The 20,470-nt window shown below is 60.3% G+C and carries 16 protein-coding genes; 7 read left to right on the top strand and 9 right to left on the bottom strand.

Annotated features, from left to right (window positions below):
• Window positions 1-26: 26 nt before the first annotated feature.
• The 8 genes from AC1DTN_RS14125 to AC1DTN_RS14090 all read right to left on the bottom strand — a co-directional run bounded on the left by AC1DTN_RS14125 (window position 27) and on the right by AC1DTN_RS14090 (window position 8,894).
• Window positions 27-1,013 (bottom strand): substrate-binding domain-containing protein, encoded by a 987-nt coding sequence (locus AC1DTN_RS14125; protein ID WP_113320389.1) that lies wholly within the window; start codon window positions 1,011-1,013, stop codon window positions 27-29.
• 94 nt (window positions 1,014-1,107) lie between these two features.
• Window positions 1,108-2,184 carry an ABC transporter permease gene (locus tag AC1DTN_RS14120; protein ID WP_439018101.1) on the bottom strand — a complete coding sequence of 359 codons (1,077 nt, stop codon included), beginning with the start codon at window positions 2,182-2,184 and terminating at the stop codon, window positions 1,108-1,110.
• Complete coding sequence (locus AC1DTN_RS14115) at window positions 2,153-3,631, bottom strand: sugar ABC transporter ATP-binding protein (RefSeq protein ID WP_439018102.1); 1,479 nt, start codon at window positions 3,629-3,631, stop codon at window positions 2,153-2,155. The genes AC1DTN_RS14120 and AC1DTN_RS14115 overlap by 32 nt, the downstream gene beginning before the upstream one ends.
• Before the next feature lie 100 nt (window positions 3,632-3,731).
• The gene (locus AC1DTN_RS14110) at window positions 3,732-3,905 is read right to left on the bottom strand and encodes a hypothetical protein (protein ID WP_442207519.1); all 174 of its coding nucleotides are present in this window, start codon (window positions 3,903-3,905) and stop codon (window positions 3,732-3,734) included.
• 260 nt (window positions 3,906-4,165) lie between these two features.
• A complete protein-coding gene (locus AC1DTN_RS14105) occupies window positions 4,166-5,149 on the bottom strand; it encodes an ABC transporter permease (protein WP_113296602.1) in 984 nt (327 codons plus the stop codon).
• Entirely contained in the window at window positions 5,146-6,141 is a 996-nt protein-coding gene (locus tag AC1DTN_RS14100) for an ABC transporter permease (protein WP_439018103.1), read from the bottom strand. Before AC1DTN_RS14100 ends, AC1DTN_RS14105 begins: the two co-directional genes overlap by 4 nt.
• Entirely contained in the window at window positions 6,138-7,676 is a 1,539-nt protein-coding gene (locus tag AC1DTN_RS14095; protein WP_442207518.1) for a sugar ABC transporter ATP-binding protein, read from the bottom strand. Before AC1DTN_RS14095 ends, AC1DTN_RS14100 begins: the two co-directional genes overlap by 4 nt.
• 78 nt (window positions 7,677-7,754) lie before the next feature.
• The gene (locus tag AC1DTN_RS14090) at window positions 7,755-8,894 is read right to left on the bottom strand and encodes a sugar ABC transporter substrate-binding protein (protein ID WP_442207517.1); all 1,140 of its coding nucleotides are present in this window, start codon (window positions 8,892-8,894) and stop codon (window positions 7,755-7,757) included.
• A gap of 235 nt (window positions 8,895-9,129) precedes the next feature.
• On the opposite strand from AC1DTN_RS14090, the gene AC1DTN_RS14085 reads away from it, so the two are divergent.
• A complete protein-coding gene (locus AC1DTN_RS14085) occupies window positions 9,130-10,173 on the top strand; it encodes a LacI family DNA-binding transcriptional regulator (RefSeq protein WP_442207516.1) in 1,044 nt (347 codons plus the stop codon).
• On the opposite strand, the gene AC1DTN_RS14080 is transcribed toward AC1DTN_RS14085, so the two are convergent.
• Entirely contained in the window at window positions 10,136-12,439 is a 2,304-nt protein-coding gene (locus AC1DTN_RS14080; protein WP_442207515.1) for an FdhF/YdeP family oxidoreductase, read from the bottom strand. The two genes, AC1DTN_RS14085 and AC1DTN_RS14080, sit on opposite strands and share 38 nt — an antisense overlap.
• Before the next feature lie 250 nt (window positions 12,440-12,689).
• Here AC1DTN_RS14080 and AC1DTN_RS14075 point away from each other — a divergent pair, with 250 nt between their 5' ends.
• The 6 genes from AC1DTN_RS14075 to nirB all read left to right on the top strand — a co-directional run bounded on the left by AC1DTN_RS14075 (window position 12,690) and on the right by nirB (window position 20,470).
• Entirely contained in the window at window positions 12,690-13,277 is a 588-nt protein-coding gene (locus AC1DTN_RS14075) for an ANTAR domain-containing response regulator (protein WP_007816832.1), read from the top strand.
• A 43-nt stretch (window positions 13,278-13,320) separates the two neighbouring features.
• Complete coding sequence (locus AC1DTN_RS14070; protein WP_442207514.1) at window positions 13,321-14,598, top strand: CmpA/NrtA family ABC transporter substrate-binding protein; 1,278 nt, start codon at window positions 13,321-13,323, stop codon at window positions 14,596-14,598.
• Window positions 14,599-14,958: 360 nt separating this feature from the next.
• On the top strand, window positions 14,959-16,257 hold the full coding sequence (locus AC1DTN_RS14065; RefSeq protein WP_442207513.1) for a CmpA/NrtA family ABC transporter substrate-binding protein: 1,299 nt from the start codon (window positions 14,959-14,961) through the stop codon (window positions 16,255-16,257).
• Between the two features lie 59 nt (window positions 16,258-16,316).
• Complete coding sequence (gene ntrB / locus AC1DTN_RS14060; protein ID WP_439018109.1) at window positions 16,317-17,198, top strand: nitrate ABC transporter permease; 882 nt, start codon at window positions 16,317-16,319, stop codon at window positions 17,196-17,198.
• Window positions 17,199-17,218: 20 nt separating this feature from the next.
• Complete coding sequence (locus tag AC1DTN_RS14055) at window positions 17,219-18,016, top strand: ABC transporter ATP-binding protein (RefSeq protein ID WP_113320400.1); 798 nt, start codon at window positions 17,219-17,221, stop codon at window positions 18,014-18,016.
• 3 nt (window positions 18,017-18,019) lie between these two features.
• Window positions 18,020-20,470 (top strand): nitrite reductase large subunit NirB, encoded by a 2,451-nt coding sequence (gene nirB / locus AC1DTN_RS14050; protein WP_442207512.1) that lies wholly within the window; start codon window positions 18,020-18,022, stop codon window positions 20,468-20,470.

Here is a 20,470-nt window from a genome sequence, read left to right as displayed (position 1 = left end):
GGATCTTCATCCCGCCCCAGGGAGGATCACTTGCGAGTGGAAAGTAGCTTATCGACGTTTTCAGCCGTCACCGGGGTCCACGGGACATTATAGGTCTTATCCTTGCCGTCGTTCCACGGCATATCCTTGTAGGTGGTCCAGATATCGGATTCCGGCTTATAGTCGCCCTTCTTGGCATTGAAGATCGCAAGATCCAGAGCGCCCTGCGCCTGGGCGCGAGCATCCTGAAGGATCGAGGTCATCTCACCGGCCTTGGCGGCCCGCAGCGCATCGGTGACGCCGTCGATACCGGCGATGGCGAAGCTCTTGACGTCGAGCCCGGCAGCCTTGATCGCCTCGATGGCGCCGAGCGCCATTTCATCGTTCTGGCCGATAATGCCGTTGATCTGGTTCGGGTGCGACGTCAGCCAGTTCTCCATCAGCGTCTGAGCTTCGGCGCGCGACCAGTTAGCCGTCTGGTCTTCGAGAACCTTGACGTTAGGGCACTCGGCCAACGCCTTCTTGTTACCCTGCAGGCGCTGGATCTGCGCCGACTGGCCGACCGGGCCCTCGATGATCACGACATTGCCCTTGCAGCCGATTTTGTCCAGCACACTCTTGGCTTCGAGATAACCGGAAACCGTGTCATCGGACCCGACATAGGAGGTCAGTTGATCGGAATTGACGCGGGTGTTGGAGCCGATGACCGGAATGCCGGCGTCGACGGCGGACTGAACGGCAGATGCCCCTGCATCAACGTCGATCGGAGCGAAGATGATGGCGTTGTACTTTTGCGTAATCATCGTCTTGAACTGGTCCTGCTGAACCAGCGCGTCATAGCGGCCATCGAAGACCGTCAGTTCGACCTCGCCGCTCTTGACGGCGGGGTGGTCCTGCAGGGCCGCAGTCCAGATCTGCATGAATTCCGCATTCAGGCCGTAGGGCGCTGCGCCAATCTTAATCTTCTCCTGGGCTGCGGCCGACGTCGCCAGCAGCGCCGTTGCCGAAGCAAGCGCAATCAGAAGCTTTTTCATTTCATTCTCCTCCACCTTGGGTTTAGGCTGCCAGCATGGCTTGCCTGTCGGACGGGGCGGCCGAAGCGCCTGCCCCGAATTTCTGTTGTTGAGCTCAGGCTCCGAAATTTCGTTTCTGGTCGAGCATGACGGCGCCGACGATGAGGGCGCCCTTCAGGACCTGCTGGTAGTAGGATTGGATACCCATCAGATCGAGACCATTGTTCATCACGCCGATGATGAGCGCGCCGATCAGTGTTCCCGTCACCCGGCCGACACCGCCGGAAAGGCTCGTGCCACCGATGACGACTGCTGCGATCGCGTCCAGTTCATACGCGACGCCAGCCTGCGGCAGGCCCGAACCGGTGCGAGCGCTGAGCAAGATGCCTGCAAGCCCTGCCAGGCCGCCGGAGATGACATAGACGGTGAAGCGGATTCGGTCGGTGTTGATGCCCGAAGTCTTGGCCGCATGCGGGTTGCCGCCGACGGCATAGATGTAGCGGCCGAACCGCGTACGGTTGAGCACCCACCAGGAAGCCACAAAGACGACCGCAAGAACGATGACGGGAGCAGGAAGACCGAACACATCACCGGTGCCGATCCAGCGAAAGGCGGGTGTCAGCGCCGGAACCGGGCGACCGCCACCGTAGATCAACGTCATGCCACGGGCAGCTGAGAGCATGCCGAGTGTGGCGACGAAGGCAGGCACCGAGAAGCGCGAGACGATCGCGCCGGAGATCGAGCCGCAGACAACACCGACCAGGACACCGACCAAGAGGCCGATAGCGACCGGATAGGGCGAACCGATGACCCCGGCCGTTTCCGAAGTGGTGGCAAAACTGGCGCTGACGATACCGGCGAGTGCTACGACGGAGCCGACAGACAGGTCGATGCCGCGCGTCAGGATCACGAAGGTCATGCCGATCGCCAGCACGCCGTTGATGGACGTCTGCAGCAGCACGTTGGAAATATTGCCGCCGGTCAGGAAGAACTCGTTCGAGAACGACAGGATAACGACCAAAAGCAGGAAGGCGAGGAAGATGCCGTATTCCTGCACGATCAAACGCCGCTGTTCGGTCTTGAACCAGCCGCCCGCACTCTTGTTCTCACTCACTGACACTGCCTGCTCCTCTGCTGCCGGACGAACGCCCTGACCCTGGTCAGGTTGATAAGTGGACGAGTGATTGGGCATTCGTCTCCTCCCGGCTGTATATTCCGGCGCTCTTGCCGCCGCGCATCACCATGATGCGGTCCGACATGCCGAGAACTTCGTCGATTTCCGATGAGATCATCACCACCGTGCCGCCGCCTTCGGCGAAGTCGCAGATGATGCGGTAGATTTCGCGCTTCGCGCCGACATCGACGCCGCGTGTCGGCTCATCCAGCAGCAGGACCTTGGGGTTGCGCAGGAACCATTTGCCGAGAACGACCTTCTGCTGGTTGCCGCCGGAAAGGCCTGATACCGGCATGGTGTCGCGCGCTGCCTTGATCTGAAACTGCTCGCGCATCCGCCTGCTGGCATCCACTTCCTTCGCATGGTCCATCGCAAAGGCGGGGCTCAACTCCGGCAAGCTTGCCATGCAGATATTGGCGCGAACGGAATCGGAGAGATTGAGCCCCGTCTGCTTTCGATCCTCGGTTACCAGCGCCAGTCCATGAGCCATCGCGTCCGAGGGCTTCGCGACCGAGATCGGCGCACCGTCCACTGCAATGTGTCCCTTCGATGGTTTATCGAGGCCAAAGAGGCAGTTGAAGATTTCCGTACGGCCGGAGCCCATAAGCCCGTATATGCCGAAGATCTCGCCCTTATGGGCGGAAAAGGAAATGTCCTCGATCTTGTTCGGGCAGGAGAGCGCACTGACCTCCAGACCGATCTGAGGTGTCGGCGTATTGGTCTTGACGTATTCTTCCGACAATTCCCGTCCGACGATCATGCGGATCAGGCTCGGCCGGTCGATCTCCGACAAGGCGCCGGCACCGACGAAGGAACCGTCGCGGAAGACCGTGTAGGAATCAGCGATCTGGAAGATTTCCGACAGGCGGTGCGAGACGTAGACGATACCGCGCCCCTGGGCCTGCAGGCGGCGGATCGCCGCAAAGAGCTGCTGGGCCTCACGCTCGCCGATCGCCGATGTCGGCTCGTCCATGAAGATGACTTCGGCATCGTGGCTCAGCGCCTTGGCGATCTCCACCAACTGCATTTGCGCGACCGAGAGGCTCATCATGTACTGGTTTGCGCGGATATCGAATTCCAGTCCATCGAGCAGCTTTTGTGCCGCGCGGTTCATGGTGCGGAAATCGATGCCACCGAAACGGGCTGACGGCTCACGGCCAAGATAGATGTTCTCGGCGACCGTCATGTGCGGAACCGGGCTCAGCTCCTGCTCGATGATTGCAATACCGGATGCGAGCGCATCAGCCGGACTGGAGAAATCCACCCCCCGGCCCCGCCGACGAATCGAGCCAGCATCGCGCTTGTGAATGCCCATCAGAATTTTCAGGAAGGTCGACTTGCCCGCACCATTGCCGCCACACAGCGCGTGGACCGAGCCAGCGCGAAGTTGGAAGCGGCCGTCGCGCAGGGCTGCGACGCCGCCAAAGGACTTCTTGAGCCCCTCCACTTCCAGCAGAAATTCCACGTCCGTCTCCTCCACGCATGCGTCTGGCGAGCACGTTTCAGCGCGCCATTCGACATCCGGAAACCTCCGCCCGAATATCGATGCTGACAATATTCGATTGCTATTCGACAAATGTCAAGCGACGCACAATCACGTAAATGTCAGGGTATCCGAGAGCCAGGAACGGCGCCGAAAAAGCCAGCAATTTCAGGGCGAAGAGCGACAGCGCGGCGGAAATGAGGGCGTGTGGAACATCATGCCGACGTGGCGCAAAGAGATTATCGACGGCGAGCATGATCGGGCCCAGCTCTTCTGAGCAACGGTCACTGGCGTGTCGATTTCTGCCAACACGCATCCGTGCGGCGTTGACTGACGATGCCTATTCTGCCGAGCACGCCACCAAGTCATCATCACCGTTGATGCATGCGTGGTCGGCCCGAACTCGCCAAAGCGATCGTCGATACCTATCTCGCCCGCCAGCTTCGGCCCGAATGGTCTATCGGTCGAAACGTCAGGGCAATCGACGGCCAGAACTAGGCAAAACACTGAGTTTCGTCACGAGACCTTCTGCCGACCGTAAAGCAGCAGCATGCCGATGATGACCGCGCCATAGATGAGCTGGCGGCCGGCCTCCTCGATCTGCATGACCGAGAGGATCGACTGGAGAAGGGTAATCAGGATGACGCCGGCAACGGTTCCGAGATAGGAACCCTTGCCACCGAGCACATGTGTGCCGCCAAGCACCACGGCGGCGATCGAGGGCAAGAGATAGGCGTCGCCCATGGATTGAGACGCCTTCGAGGCGTAGCCGGCGAGAAGCACGCCACCGAGCGCGCTGAGCCCGCCTGACATGATGAAGGCCAGCAGGGTGATCCTACGGGTGTTGATGCCGGACATGTACGCAGCGCGCTCACGATTACCGATCGCATAGAGCGCCCGGCCGAAGGTGGTGCGCGTGAGCAGGAAGACGGCAAGCAGGCCGACGGCCAACCACACCAGAACGCCATTCGGAAGCCCGGGTATGGCGTAACCAGTTGCCAGAAAGCGCATGGCGGCAGAGGCCGAATCCTGTGGCGAAAAACCGCCTGTGTAAACGACCATCAACCCTTGCGCGACGGCATTGGTCGCAAGCGTGATGATCATCGAGGGAATGCGCAGATAGGCGACTGCGATGCCGTTGACGAGGCCGATCGCGGCACCGCAGAGAATACCGAAGGGGATTGCGAGGACCGCACCCGTCGTTCCGTAAGCAGTGGCGGCGCAGGCCATCATCGCCCCTGTCGTCACCACCCAGGGCACAGACAGGTCGATTTGTCCAAGCAGGATGACCGCCATCATGCCCGTTGCGATAACGCCGAGGAAGGAAGCTACCTTCAATTGCTGCAGCAGGTAATCCGGCGACAGGAAATTGGAGGAATAGAGCGAACCGCCGAGAAGCAGCAGGATGATGCAGCCGAAGGCGATCGCCACAGCCGGATCGACGCCGCGCAGCCGGGCGGGCACAGGAATTTGCCGCATGGTGGAAGCATCCTCGCTCATTGGAACCACTCCAGACGATTGCGAACGCGCGACAGGCCGATGCAGCCGATGCTGACTGCCAGCATCAGCACCACGCCCTGGAAGAGCGGCTGCCAGAGCGGATCGAGATCGAAGACGAACAACAGGTCGCCGATGGTGCGGAAGGCCAGCGCACCGAAAACGGCGCCGACAGCGCTTCCCTTACCACCCGCAAGTGAAACACCGCCGAGCACCACTGCTGCGATCGAATAGAGTGTATAGGCGTTGCCGCTCGCAAAGGCAGCCTCACCCGTATAGGAAAAGAACGTCAGATAAAGCCCGCCAATCGCTGACAGCAGACCAGCCAATGCATAGGCAGCAAGCTTTGCCCGCTTCACCGGCATGGCGGACATATAGGCGGCGTTTTCGGCCGAGCCCACTGCATAGGCGGTGCGGCCGAGCACCGAACGGCTGAACGGCACCCAGATCACCAGGACGACAAGCGCGAGCACGACAAGGCTTGCCGGGATGACGCCGAAAAGCTTCGAGGTAAAAGCATCGGCGAGATCTTCATTGACCGAGCCACCGGGTGTGGGCCGCAACAGCAGTGCCAGTCCGTAAAAGACCGCACTGGTCGCAATCGTGGTGACGATCGGCTGCAACCGCCCGAAGATGATGACGAGCCCATTGAGAAGGCCGCAGGCGAGACCGGTCAAAAGTACGGCCACGACACCCAGCCCCGTCTGCAGCGGCGTGCCGACGACAAGCCACGAGGCGAGACAGTTGCACAGGATCAGGATCATGCCGACCGAAAGGTCGATGCCCGCCGTTATGACCACGAAACACTGCGCCATGGCCACGAAGGCGAGCAATGTCGCCTTGTTGGCGGCCGTCTGCACCACATTGGGCGTGAAGCCGGCGGGATGGTTCGAAACATAGATGATGAACATCAGGATGAAGAGGAGCGCTGCAAAGAGCGTGCCCTTCTGCTGAACGTACCGGTAGCGCCATTCACCAGTCGCCTGTCTGCTCATTGGGCCATCCTTTGCTGCGCCTCAGCGGCGCCGATGTTGAGGGCGGCACTCACCAGCTCGCGCTCGTTGATCTCGTCTCCCTCGAGAATGCGGATGATGCTCCCATCATACATGACGAGCACGCGGTCGCAGCAACCGACCAGTTCGTCATAGTCGGTGGAATAGAAGATGATGGCCGCACCCGCATCGGCAAGCTTGCGCAGCAGGGCATAGATTTCCTGCTTGGTGCCGACATCGATGCCGCGTGTCGGATCGTTGAGCAGAATGATGCGCGGCCGGTTCATCAGCCATTTGGCGATCACGACTTTCTGCTGGTTGCCGCCGGACAGCGAGGCGACGGGCATGTCGATCGTCGCGGCCTTGATCGCCAGCAGCTTCAGAAGTTCGTCGATCTCCCGAAGCTCGGCTGCGCGGTCGATCACGCCATTGCGCGAAACACGATCAAGGGCTGCGATCGACAGGTTTTCGCGCACCGTCATCGGCAGCATCAACCCCTCGGTCTTGCGGTCCTCCGGGATCAGCGCCATGGAGATCTCGCCCGATTTCGCCGCGCCCGGGCTCTTCAATCTGACCGGTCTGCCATCGACTGCCACCTCTCCCTTGAGGTCTCGCAGCACGCCGAACAGCGCCAGCAGCAATTCGCGCTGCCCCTGCCCGTCCAAGCCGCCGAAACCGATAATCTCGCCAGGGCGCACATCAAAATTGATCCCGGAGAGCCGATCTCCCCAGGAGAGGTCGCGGCAGGACAGAACCGGCGCGTCCGCCCTCGATTGCAGCGGCTTGGGCGGAAAGACGTTGGTATATTCGCGTCCGATCATCAGCTCCACTACCTGCTGGTCGGTCTTGGTGCCGGCGGGATAGGATTCGATACTGCGGCCGTTTCTGAAGACCGTGCAGTCATCGGCGAGCTCTGTGATCTCATGCATGCGGTGCGAAATATAGATCAGCGCCATGCCCTCGGCCCTGAGTTGCTTCAGCACATCAAAGACCTTCTCGACATCCGATTGGGTCAGCGCCGAGGTCGCCTCGTCGAGGATCATCAGACGCGGTTTGCGGGCAAGCGCCTTGGCGATCTCTACCATCTGCCGGCGAGAAAGCGGCAAATCCTTCACCAGGGATGATGGATGGATATCGGCAGCGCCGGCGCGGGCAAGTGCTTCCTCGGCAATCTGGCGCTGCCTCTTGCGGTCGATCATGCCGAAACGCAGCGGCGGATTGCTGATGACGATGTTGTCGGCCACCGAAAGATCGGGAATGAGCGACAGTTCCTGGAACACACAGACGATACCGGCAGCATTGGCGGCGGCCGGCGAGGCGAACGAGACTTCATTTCCGTCCAGCAGCATGCGCCCTTCATCCGGCGCCACCACACCGGCCATGATCTTGATGAGGGTCGATTTTCCGGCCCCGTTTTCGCCGAGCACGGCGTGGATCGCGCCCGGTCGAACAGCGATATTAGCTTCCTTCAGCGCAATCGCGCCGCCATAGCGCTTCGATATGCCTTCCAGGCGCAGAAGCGGTTCGGAAAGGGTCATGCATCCAGCCTCCATTCGGTCTTGTCGAGATCGAGGCTACGGGCGCGAGCGCCCGTAGCCAGGTCCGGATGGTGGTGCTTACTGGTTTTCCTTGGTCTGCCCCATGATTTCCTGTGCGGAGAAGTTGATGCCGCAGGTCGGGAAGGAGTTGCCGACGAAGAAGTTGTCGGACTGGGTGGGGTAATAATCCTCACCTTCCTTGAAATTGGGATCCGAAACGAGGGCCGTCGGCAGCTTGACGGCCTGCGGAACGACCTCGCCTTCAAGAGCTGCGATGGCCGTCTTGATGGCAACAGCGACCTGTGCTGGGCCGGTGCCTGCCGACGAGCATTTCAGGCCATCCCCCGCATGGGCCGCGCAGAATTTACGGAAGCCATTTTCCGTCTCACCGCCGAAGGGCACGAAGGGATGCTTCGCATCGATCATCGCCTGCACGACGCCGGTGTCACCGCCCTGCGCGGTGATGCCATCGAACGGGCCATTGGTGGCGATCGCATCGGCCGTTGCCTTCTGCGCTACGCCATCATCCCACTTGCCGACGACTTCAGTGACGGTGAACTTCTTGCCGGAAGCGTCCAGTGTTTCATGAATGCCGCTATGGCGATCCGTATCGACGGAGGTGCCGGCAACGCCGCGCACTTCCAGGATCTTGCCGCCCTGCGGCAGGTGCTTCACCAGCCAATCGGCCCAGATGACGCCAAGGCCCTTCTGGTCGACGTTGACGTTGATCGCATCCTTGGTGTCGAGGATATTGTCGAAGGCGACAAGAACGACGCCGGCTTCCTTGGCGCGTTTGATGACCGGACCGAAGGCTGTCGGGTTCTGGGCGTTGACAACGACGGCATCATAGCCGGCATCAATGAAGTTGTTGATCGCCGAAATCTGGGCCGGAACGTCCTCGCCTGTCGACACGACCTTGAATTCTCTCAGCTTGGCGGCGACGTCCGGCTGGGCGGCATAGGCCTTTGCCGTCTGCACCATCTGGATGCGCCAGGTATTGGCGATATAGCCGTTTGCAAGCGCGATGCGGTAAGGACCATCCTTCTTCGGATATTGCAGGAATTGGGTTTCGGCCGACCACGGAACCATGCAGTTCGGATCGGCGGCGGGGCCGGACACGACCTTTGGCGCCGCCATGGCCGTGCTGCAGAGCAGAGCAAACGCCGACGCGGAAAACGCGGCGATACGGGCCATCTTCGCTTTCTTCACCTTAAGCATTGAATGTCTCCTCCTCAGGCGGACCAGGCCGCCCCTCCACAAAATCTTATTGGCATGCTGATCCCGGAAGGCTCCATCCCATCCTTTTCCGGTGCAATTTGAGCCTAACATAGTTGACAGCGCTGTCAAATCGGATTTGCTAGCGCTGTCAACTGTAACTATCGTGAGGAAATATTTCGCAATTGCGAGATAAATTACAGATCGGCATGAATTTTCAGTATAAAGCGAGACGACAATGCGAAGAGTAACTTTGGATGACGTGGCAACTCTGGCCGGCGTCAGCCCGATCACAGTTTCACGCGTACTTCGCAAACCCGATGCGGTGTCGGAGGCGCTGCGGCGGCGTGTCAATGCCGCCGTCCAGGAACTCGGCTATGTGCCGAATATTGCGGCCAGCCGGCTTGCCTCGTCGCGCACGCATGCAATCGGCGTCATTGTGCCAACCCTCTATAACGTGATCTTTGCGGAATATCTCTTCGCTCTGCACGACGTGCTAGTCGGGGCGGGCTTTCAGGTCATCGTCGTCAATAGCCGGTATTCCGAACAGGAAGAGGAAAATGCCGTCAAGGTACTGCTCGGCCAACGGGTCGAAGCGATCATCATCGCCGGCATTCATCATACGCCGCTTGCCCATCAGCTTCTGATGCGGGCGCATCTGCCCGTTGTCGAGACATTCGAGTTATCGCCCGATCCGATCGACCTCAATATTGGCATGCTGCAAGATCGCGCCGGGCAGGCAGCAACGCAGCATCTCATCGACCGTGGCTTCAAGCGTATTGCCTTTCTGGCGGGCAATCTCGACCATCGTTCCCAGTCCCGCTTCGACGGCTATCGCCTGGCGATGCAGGAAGCGGGCCTGGAGAACCTTGAGATCGTCACCCAGCGGCCGCGGCACAGCTCGGTTGCGCTCGGCTCCGATCTCCTGTCCCTCATGCATGAACGTGGCGACCGCCCGGAAGCGATCTTCTGCACCGACGACAACGTGGCGCTCGGCGCCATGCAGGAGTGCCGCAAGCGCGGCATCCGCGTGCCTGATGATATCGCCATCATCGGTTTTCATGATCTGGAATTTTCTGCCTGTGCGTCACCATCCCTCTCATCGATCGTGACGAGGCGTTTCGAGACGGGCAAGCTTGCCGCCGAAAAGGTACTGGCGGCCCTCAATTCGACGAGCCGCCAGCCGCCGAGCCAGATCGACCTTGGCTTCGAGGTCATCGCCCGCGAAAGCACGGGCGTGACCATCAGGCAGCAGCCTGGGCCTCGCTCTTGGCGATCGTGACCGGAACACCCTTGTAGCTCGGCGTGCCTGACTTGCGGTCATAGTGATCAAGGGCAATCACCGCATTCATTTCCGGATAATAGCCGGCCACCGAACCGACGGGGATATTATACTCGACAGCCGTGAAACCGATAACGGTTTTCCCGCCACCGTTGCCGGTGGCTGAACGGATATCGATCCGGTCTCCGTCACGCAGGCCTCGTTCAGCAAGATCCCGACTGCTCATGAAGATGACGTCACGGCGGCCGAAGATACCGCGATAGCGATCGTCGAGGCCATAGACGGTCGTGTTGTATTGGTCGTGGCTGCGCAGCGTCGTCAGCACCAGTATCGTTGGGTCCTTCAGGCGGGGATCTTCGTCGAGACCGGGGGCGACAAGGAAATTCGCCTTTCCGCTCGCCGTCTTCCAGACGCGATAGGAAGCCGGAACATCGAGCCGGAAGCCGCCGCGGAGCCGGACGCGACTGTTGAACTCGTGAAAATCCGGAAAGACCACTTCGATCTTTTCTCGGATTCGATCGTAATTGGCGATCAGCCCGTTCCAGTCGATGCCGTATTTTGTACCGAGTGTGGCCATCGCAATGCCGGCGATTATGGCGGGTTCGGATTTCAGAAACTCGCTCGGCGGCTTGAGGAAGCCGCGCGAGGCATGCACCATCGACATGGAATCTTCCACCGTTACGGACTGCGGGCCTGATGCCTGCGTGTCGAGGTCGGTCCGCCCGAGGCAGGGAAGGATGATCGAGGTCTTTGCCGTCAGGAGATGCGAGCGGTTGAGCTTGGTGGCGATATGGACGGCAAGATCGAGCTTGCGCATCGCCTCAAAGGTGACGTCCGGATCGGACATGGCGACAGCCAGGTTGCCGCCGAGGCAGATCAGCGCCTTGGACTTGCCGGCCGCAATTGCCTCAATGGACTCGACCGCATCATGGCCCTTCTCTGCAGAAGGCCGAAAACCGAAGGCGCGTTCCATACCGTCGAGCAGCGCCTTGTTCGGGATTTCGGTAATGCCGACAGTCCTGTCCCCCTGCACGTTGGAGTGGCCACGCAGCGGGCAGAGCCCCGCGCCCTGGCGGCCGATATTGCCGCGCAGCATCAGGAAATTGGCAAGCTGCTGGACATTCGCCGTTCCATTGGCATGTTGCGTGATCCCCATGCCGTAGCAGAGAATAACATTGCGGGCATTGAGATAGACATCGACAGCGCTGTTCAGCGCCTCCATGGTAAGGCCGGACACGCTGAGGATATCGGCCCAGCCGGCATTGGCGAGATCCTCCTTCAGGGCATCGATGCCGACAGTGTGTTCGGTAATGAAGGCCCGATCGAGGACGCCTTCGCCGCCGGCTGCGAGATCGGCCTCGTCGCGCGCGAAGATCAGCTTCATCAGCCCTTTGAGGGCAGCGAGGTCGCCGCCTGTGCGAAGCTGATGGTAGGCCGATGCAATGCGTGTCGAGGATAGGGTCACCATTTCCACCGGGTTTTGCGGCGCGGCGAAACGCTCAAGCGCCCGCTCCTTCAGCGGGTTGAAGACGATGATGGGAACACCGCGACGGGACGCCTCATGCAAGGTCGTCATCATGCGGGGATGATTAGTTCCGGGATTGTGGCCGAAGCTGAAAATTGCATCGGCATGATCGAAATCCTCGAGCGTCACTGTACCCTTGCCGACACCGAGCGACAGCGGCAGGCCGACACTCGTCGCCTCATGGCACATGTTCGAGCAATCGGGAAAATTGTTCGTGCCATAGGCCCGCACGAAAAGCTGATAAAGGAAAGCCGCCTCGTTGGACGCGCGCCCGGACGTGTAGAACTCGGCTTCGTCCGGACTTGCGAGCTTGTTGAGTTCCGCACCGATCAGGCTGAAGGCATCATCCCAATCGATCGCTTCATATTTATCCGTGGCGCTATTGTATTTCAGCGGATGCGTCAGCCGGCCCTGGTCTTCGAGCTTGTGATCGATCCATCCCCAAAGCTCAGAGACCGTGTGTTCGGCAAAGAATTCCGGCGCGACACGGCGGGCGGTCGATTCCCAGGTGATTGCCTTTGCGCCGTTTTCGCAGAACTCGAAGGAAGACGTGTGTTTGGGATCGGGCCAGGCACAGCCGGGACAGTCGAAGCCTTCGGGCTGGTTTGCCTTGAGCAGGGTCGTACTTCCCTGCGCAACGATCTGCTGATGCTTAAGCGTTTTCGCCACCGCCTTCAGCGCATCCCATCCGCCTGCGGGGTGACTGTATGCCTCAACGCCTTCCGGACGCTTGTCGCTCATCTTCGCTCTCCGTCTTCAAGATGGCCCGACGATAACAGCGAGTGTCCGGGCGGTGCATTATACTGAGGCATAGGTAGCGCAGCCGCCGACAACGGCATGGATGTCGCAATTTTTTTTCGAAACTCCCAACGCAGTAGAGGCACTGCACATATACCAAGCAAATGGCTCATTATTTCATCATTTTTACCAAATGCCTAATAAATTGCCTTTTTAGCTTGTCCGCTTTGCTGCATTGCGTCATAAATGATGCATGAGCCGGCTCGATCTGACCATCCTTGTGATCGATGAAAACACCATTCGCGCCTCCATCATCGAAGAGGGGCTGCGAGAGGCGGGGCATGCGCGCGTGACGGTCATCCATGAGGTCCAAGGCGTGGCGCGCATCATCGATACGCTGCGGCCAGACGTCATCATCATCGATATCGAGAACCCTAATCGCGACATGATGGAGCATCTGTTCCAGTTGACCCGTACAGTCGGCAGGCCGATTGCCATGTTCGTCGACCGCTCCGACACGGCCTCCATCGAGGCCGCGGTGGATGCCGGCGTATCAGCTTACATTGTCGACGGGTTGAAGAAGGAGCGCGTCAAACCCATTCTTGACATGGCGGTCAGCCGTTTCAATGCCTTTAGCCGGCTGCAGCGCGAACTTGCCGATGCCAAGTCGGCCCTGGAGGAGCGCAAGGTCGTCGAACGCGCCAAGGGCATACTGATGAAGATGCGCGGCCTGTCGGAGGAGGAAGCGTTTGCATTGCTTCGTCAGACGGCAATGAACGAGAAGAAGAAAATGTCCGACATCGCCCAGAGCGTCGTGACCGCGGCAGGACTTTTAATGTGATGGCCGGTCTGGTTGCGACTGTCCGGAGGAAGCCGGAGTGAACATGATGACGAAAAGCCTCGATCCCGATGCCGGCCTGCCCGCGCCCGCCCGCGCCAACGGCGAAGGCTCCAGAACGCTGAGGGCCGGCTTCATTCCGCTCGTCGATGCTTCCGTGCTCATCGCCGCAGCGGAATTCGGCTTTGCTGAGCGGGAGGGCCTGACGCTCGATCTCGTCAAGGACGTCTCCTGGGCGAACGTTCGCGACCGCCTCGCTTTCCGGCAATTCGATATCGCCCACATGCTCTCGCCGATGCCCGTTGCCTCCATGCTCAGCCTCGGCTCCAATCCGTCGCCGACGATTACGCCCTTCTCTCTCGGGCGCGGCGGCAATGCGATCACGCTCTCGATCCGCCTGTTCGATAGGATGCGGAATGCGACTGGGCTTTCCGAAACTGCCAGCGCACTCGAAAACGCCAAGGCGCTCTCAACGGTCCTGGCGGAAATGAAGGCAAATGGCGAGTCGCTGCCAACCTTCGGCGTCACCTATCCTTTTTCCTCGCATAATTACGAATTCCGCTACTGGCTCGCCGCCGGCGGCATCGATCCGGACAAGGACGTCAAACTCGTCGTCGTGCCGCCGCCGCTGACCTCGGATGCATTGGCCGCCGGCGCGATCGACGGCTTTTGCGTCGGCGCGCCCTGGAACATGGTGGCGTCCGAGCGCGGTGTCGGGCGTATCGTCGCTACCAAACAGGATATCTGGCCATCCGCACCGGAAAAGGTGGTCGGCATGCGCCCGGAATGGGCGGACAGCCATCCGGAAACGGTCTCCCGGCTGATTGTCGCTCTCGACGCAGCGGCACGCTGGTGCGACCGGCCGGAAAACCACGATGCGCTTGCCGAGGCCCTGGCGGATGCCCGCTACATCGCAGCACCTGTCCACATCATCCGCCATGTGCTGGCCGGCGAGTTCAGCCTCGATGCAAAGGGGAACCGGCGCATCATCGACAATTACTTCATGTTCCATTCGGGCTTTGCCAATTATCCGCGCACGAGCCAGGCGCTCTGGATCTACAGCCAGATGATCCGCTGGGGCCAGACCGAACTCGGACTCAACCCCGCACGCGCAGCCGCTTCCGCCTATCGCCCGGACCTTTATCGCACGGCCCTAGGCGAGGGCAGCGCACCTATCGATGCTGACGTGCGCATCGAAGGCGCCGACGAAACCGACCGCTTTATGGACGGCCATGTTTTCGATCCATCGAAACTGCCTGACTATATTGCGGGTTTTGCGGTGAAGAGCGCCCTGCCCTTCATTCCGCATCCTGATGAAACCTGAAAAGGTTGCTGCATTGCATAAATCACTTGCAGCATTTTCGACCCGCGACTGAGCAATCGCACAAAAGTTTTGCAGAGCGATTTCGTGCTTTGAAAAACAGCAACTGGCGCAAACAGAAGAACTTTCCTTTTATTTCAATAGTTTGCAACAACGAAAACAAATTGGCACGGCGCTTGCAAGGCTAAAACCGCACCGGTCAACGGCGACCAGGTGCAGGATGAGCGCGGAATAAGCGCTTACAACAGACATCGACGTCGCAAGGTTTTTGCTGTCCGGGACTTCTCCCTTCCCGAGGACGCAATCTCCGAGCGGCGTTTTTTTATTCCGAAAAATCCGGCAGCCACCCAGAGGAGCCCGCGCATGACCAAGATTTTCACGACCGCGATCAGCCGTCGCAGCATGCTGAAGACCACCGCCGCCGCCGCCCTCGTGAGCGCCGTTCGGACGGCATTTCCTTCAGGCGCTTTCGCTGCTGCGGTCACACCTGAGGTGACCGGCGTCAAGCTTGGCTTCATCGCCCTGACGGATGCGGCGCCTCTCATCGTCGCCAAGGAAAAGGGTCTGTTCGAAAAGCACGGCCTTCCTGAAGTCGATGTGGCGAAGCAGGCCTCCTGGGGGGCAACGCGTGACAATTTGGTTCTCGGCGGTGCGGCCAATGGCATCGATGGCGCGCATATCCTCTCGCCGCTGCCCTATCTCATGCACACCGGCAAGGTGACCCAGAACAACCAGCCGGTGCCGATGGCACTGCTGGCACGTCTGAACTACGACAGCCAGGGCATCTCGGTCGCCAAGGAATATGCCGATACCGGTGTCGAACTCGACTCCTCCAAGCTGAAAGCCGCTTTCGAGAAGAAGAAGGCCGAGGGGAAGGAGGTGAAAGCCGCCATGACCTTCCCCGGCGGTACGCATGACCTGTGGATCCGCTACTGGCTCGCCGCCGGCGGCATCGATCCGGACAAGGACGTCTCCACCATCGTGGTGCCGCCGCCGCAGATGGTGGCGAACATGAAGGTCGGCAACATGGATGTCTTCTGTGTCGGCGAGCCTTGGAACGAACAGCTCGTCAACCAGGGCATCGGCTTCACCGCGGCAACGACCGGCGAGCTCTGGAAAGGCCATCCGGAAAAGGCCCTCGGCATGCGCGCCGACTGGGTGGAAAAGAACCCGAATGCCGCCAAGGCCCTGCTGATGGCCATCATGGAAGCCCAGCAATGGTGCGACAGCATGGACAACAAGGAGGAGATGGCGACCATCCTCGGCAAGCGGCAATGGTTCAATGTGCCGCCGAAGGATGTGCTCGGCCGCCTGAAAGGCGACATCAACTACGGCAATGGCCGCGTCGCCCATGGGACCGATCTCTACATGAAGTTCTGGGCCGGCGGCGTCTCCTACCCCTTCAAGAGCCACGATACCTGGTTCATGGCGGAGAATATCCGCTGGGGCAAACTCGCGGCGAATACGGATATCAAGGCGCTGGTCGACAAGGTGAACCGCGAGGACATCTGGCGCGAGGCCGCAAAGGACCTCGGCGTTGCGGTGGCCGACATTCCGGCCACGACGTCGCGCGGCAAGGAAACCTTCTTCGACGGCAAGGTCTTCGATCCGGAGAACCCCTCTGCCTATCTCGACAGCCTCTCCATCAAGGCCGCTTCGTAATCCCCGCCTCCGGCGCGTGAGGCGCGCGCCGGCCTTTTATTCCATGAAGGAGCGAACGCATGTCAGCGCTTGCAAAGAATGAACCCATCAAGGCGGCTGTTGCGCCGAAGACGGCCAATGTCGTCCATCTCGCAAAGAAGCCGGCGCGCAAGATCGATTTGCAGCTCCTTTCGGTCGCTGCCGCCCGCAATATCGTGCCGCCGCTGATCGTTCTCGCGATCATTCTCGGCCTCTGGCAGATCCTCTGTTCCTCGCCGAACGCCTCGCTGCCATCGCCGCATCAGGTCTGGCAGGAAAGCTATGATCTGATCGCCTATCCTTTCTTCAACTACGGATCTCAGGATATCGGTCTCGGCTGGCGCGTACTGGTTTCGCTGCAGCGGGTTGCTTATGGTTTCGGCCTTGCAGCCGTAGCCGGCATCGTCATCGGTGCGGTTATCGGCCAGTCGATCTGGGCGATGCGCGGCCTCGATCCGATCTTCCAGGTGCTGCGCACCGTGCCGCCGCTTGCCTGGCTGCCGCTGTCGCTCGCGGCCTTCCAGGACAGCAATCCTTCGGCGATCTTCGTGATCTTCATCACCTCGATCTGGCCGGTCATCATCAATACCGCCGTCGGCGTGCGCAACATTCCGCAGGATTACCGCAATGTCGCCGAAGTGCTGCGGCTCAACCAGTTCGAGTTCTTCTTCAAGATCATGCTGCCCTCGGCAGCCCCCTACATCTTCACCGGTCTGCGCATCGGCATCGGCCTGTCATGGCTGGCGATCGTCGCAGCCGAAATGCTGACCGGCGGCGTCGGCATCGGCTTTTTCATCTGGGATGCGTGGAACTCGTCCCGCCTGCCCGACATCATCGTGGCGCTTGCCTATATCGGCGTCGTCGGCTTCGCCCTCGACAAGCTCGTGTCCGCCATCGGCAAACTCGTCACGCGCGGCGCCTAGGCCAATTGAGGGGATCGACCATGAGTGCCTATCTGAAACTCGACCACATCGACAAGCATTTCGACCGCGCGGGCGCCCGCACCGAGGTGCTGAAGGACATCAACCTCGTCATCGACAAGGGCGAATTCGTCTCGATCATCGGCCATTCCGGCTGCGGCAAGTCCACGCTGCTCAACCTGATCGCCGGCCTGACGCCTGTGTCAAACGGAGCCGTGCTGCTCGAAAACCGCGAGGTCAATGAACCCGGCCCCGAACGCGCCGTCGTCTTCCAGAACCATTCGCTGCTGCCCTGGCTGACTGTCTATGAAAACGTCAATCTCGCCGTCTCGAAGGTCTTCAGCAATAAGAAGAGCAAGGCCGAGCGCCACGACTGGGTCATGGCCAATCTCGATCTCGTGCAGATGGCTCATGCGAAAGACAGACGCCCCTCCGAAATATCGGGCGGCATGAAGCAGCGCGTCGGCATTGCCCGGGCACTCTCGATGGAGCCGAAGATCCTTCTGCTCGACGAGCCCTTCGGCGCTCTCGACGCATTGACCCGTGCGCATCTGCAGGACGCCGTGATGGAAATCCACGCCCGCCTCGGCAATACGATGGTCATGATCACCCATGATGTCGACGAGGCCGTACTGCTTTCCGACCGCATCGTGATGATGACCAACGGCCCCGCCGCCCGCATCGGTGAAGTGCTCGACGTGCCCATCGCCCGACCGCGCAACCGTATCGAGCTCGCCTCCGACCGAACCTACCTCAAATGCCGCGAAGCCGTGCTGAAGTTCCTCTACGAACGTCACCGCTTCGTCGAAGCCGCGGAGTAAACCATGACCGAAAAACTCGTCATCATCGGTAACGGCATGGCGCCTGGGCGCATGCTGGAACACCTCTTCGAACAGGCGCCGGGCCGTTATCAGGTTACGATCTTCAACGCCGAGCCGCGCGTCAATTACGATCGCATCATGCTCTCGCCGGTCCTCTCGGGCGAAAAGACCTACGAGCAGATCGTCATCCATGGCGATGGCTGGTACATCGACCACGGCATCACCCTTTACAAGGGCCACAAGATCGTCTCGATCGACCGCGACAGGAAGACAGTCACCTCGGATCATGGTGTGACCGAGAGCTATGACAAGCTCGTCATCGCCACGGGCTCTGTGCCCTTCATCATTCCCGTTCCCGGCAAGGATCTGCCCGGCGTCATCACCTACCGCGACCTCGATGACGTGCAAGCCATGCTGCTCGCCGCCCAGTCGCGGCAAAAGGCGATCGTCATCGGCGGCGGCTTGCTTGGGCTCGAAGCGGCCGCCGGGCTTGCCCAGCGGGGCATGGATGTCACCGTATTGCACGTCATGCCGACGCTGATGGAGCGCCAGCTTGATCCCGCCGCCGGCTACCTCTTGCAGAAGGCCGTTGAGGAACGCGGCATCAAAGTCATCTGCAAGGCCAATACCAAGCAGATCATCGGCAACGGCAAGGTGGAAGGCGTCGAGCTCGACAACGGCACGATCATTCCGGCTACGCTCGTCGTCATGGCGGTGGGCATTCGCCCGAACGTCAATCTTGCCAAGGAAGCCGGGCTTGCCGTCAATCGTGGCATCGTCGTCGATGCTGGCATGCAGACCTCCGATGGCGACATCTTCTCGCTCGGCGAATGCGCCGAAGTCGGCGGCATGGTCTATGGCCTTGTCGCACCGCTCTACGAGATGGCCCGTGTGGCAGCCTCCCATCTTGCGGGCGATACCAAGCCGGGCTTCGTGCATTCCGATACGCCGACCAAGCTCAAGGTTACCGGCATCGAGCTCTATTCTCTGGGTGATTTCACCGACGGTGATGACCGGCAGGAAATCGTGCTGCGCGATGCAACCGCGGGCGTCTACAAGCGCTTGGTGCTGAAGGACAACCGCATTATCGGCACGGTGCTTTATGGCGAAACCTCCGACGGCGCATGGTTCAACGATCTCAAGAAAAAGGCGGTCGACATCTCCGAGATGCGCGACACTCTGATCTTCGGCCAGGCCTATCAGGGAGGGTCCCCGCTGGACCCTATGGCGGCCGTTGCAGCCTTGCCGGATGATGCGGAAATCTGCGGCTGCAACGGCGTCTGCAAGGGCAAAATCACTTCAACGATCACGGCCAAGGGGCTGACATCGCTCGATGATGTGCGCGCCCACACCAAGGCTTCGGCCTCCTGTGGCTCCTGCACCGGCCTTGTCGAGCAGCTCATGTCCTTGACGCTGGGTGATGCCTATAATCCGAAAGCCGTGCAGCCTATGTGCACTTGCACGGAACTCGGCCATGATGATGTGCGCCGCCTGATCAAGGCGAAAAAGCTGAAGACCATACCCGCCATCATGCAGGAGCTGGAATGGAAGACATCCGGCGGCTGCGCCAAATGTCGCCCGGCACTCAACTACTATCTCGTCTGTGACTGGCCGGACGAATATGCCGACGACTATCAGTCGCGCTTCATCAACGAACGCGTCCATGCCAATATCCAGAAGGACGGCACCTATTCCGTCGTGCCACGCATGTGGGGCGGAGTGACCAATTCCGGCGAGCTGCGTGCTATCGCCGATGTGGTCGACAAGTTCGCGATCCCGATGGTCAAAGTGACCGGCGGCCAGCGCATAGACCTGCTCGGCGTCGAAAAAGAAGACCTGCCGGCTGTCTGGGCCGATCTCGGCAAGGCCGGCTTCATTTCCGGCCAGGCCTATGCCAAGGGCCTGCGCACGGTGAAGACCTGCGTCGGTTCCGACTGGTGCCGCTTCGGCACGCAGGATTCCACCGGCCTCGGCATCCGCATCGAGAAATTCATGTGGGGCTCCTGGACACCGGCCAAATTGAAGATGGCAGTGTCCGGATGTCCGCGAAACTGCGCCGAGGCTACCTGCAAGGATATCGGCGTGATCTGCGTGGATTCCGGCTTCGAGATCCATTTCGCCGGGGCTGCAGGTCTCGACATCAAGGGCACGGAAGTGCTCGGCCTGGTGAAGACCGAGGACGAAGCGCTCGAACATATCGTGGCGCTGACCCAGATGTATCGCGAACAGGGCCGCTATCTCGAGCGCATCTACAAATGGGCCAAGCGCATCGGCCTCGATGAGATCCGCCGGCAGATCATGGAGGATCACGACAAGCGCAAGGCCTATTACGAGCGCTTCGTCTTTTCCCAGAAGTTCGCCCAGGTCGACCCCTGGTCGGAGCGCGTCTCGGGCAAGGACAAGCACGAATTCCGGCCGATGGCGACCATCGGCTTCAATCAGGCGGCAGAGTGA

The organism is Rhizobium sp. 01T444, assembly GCF_056398305.1.
Note: the sequence above shows the minus strand (reverse complement) of the source record. Positions and strands in the feature narration are given on the sequence as shown.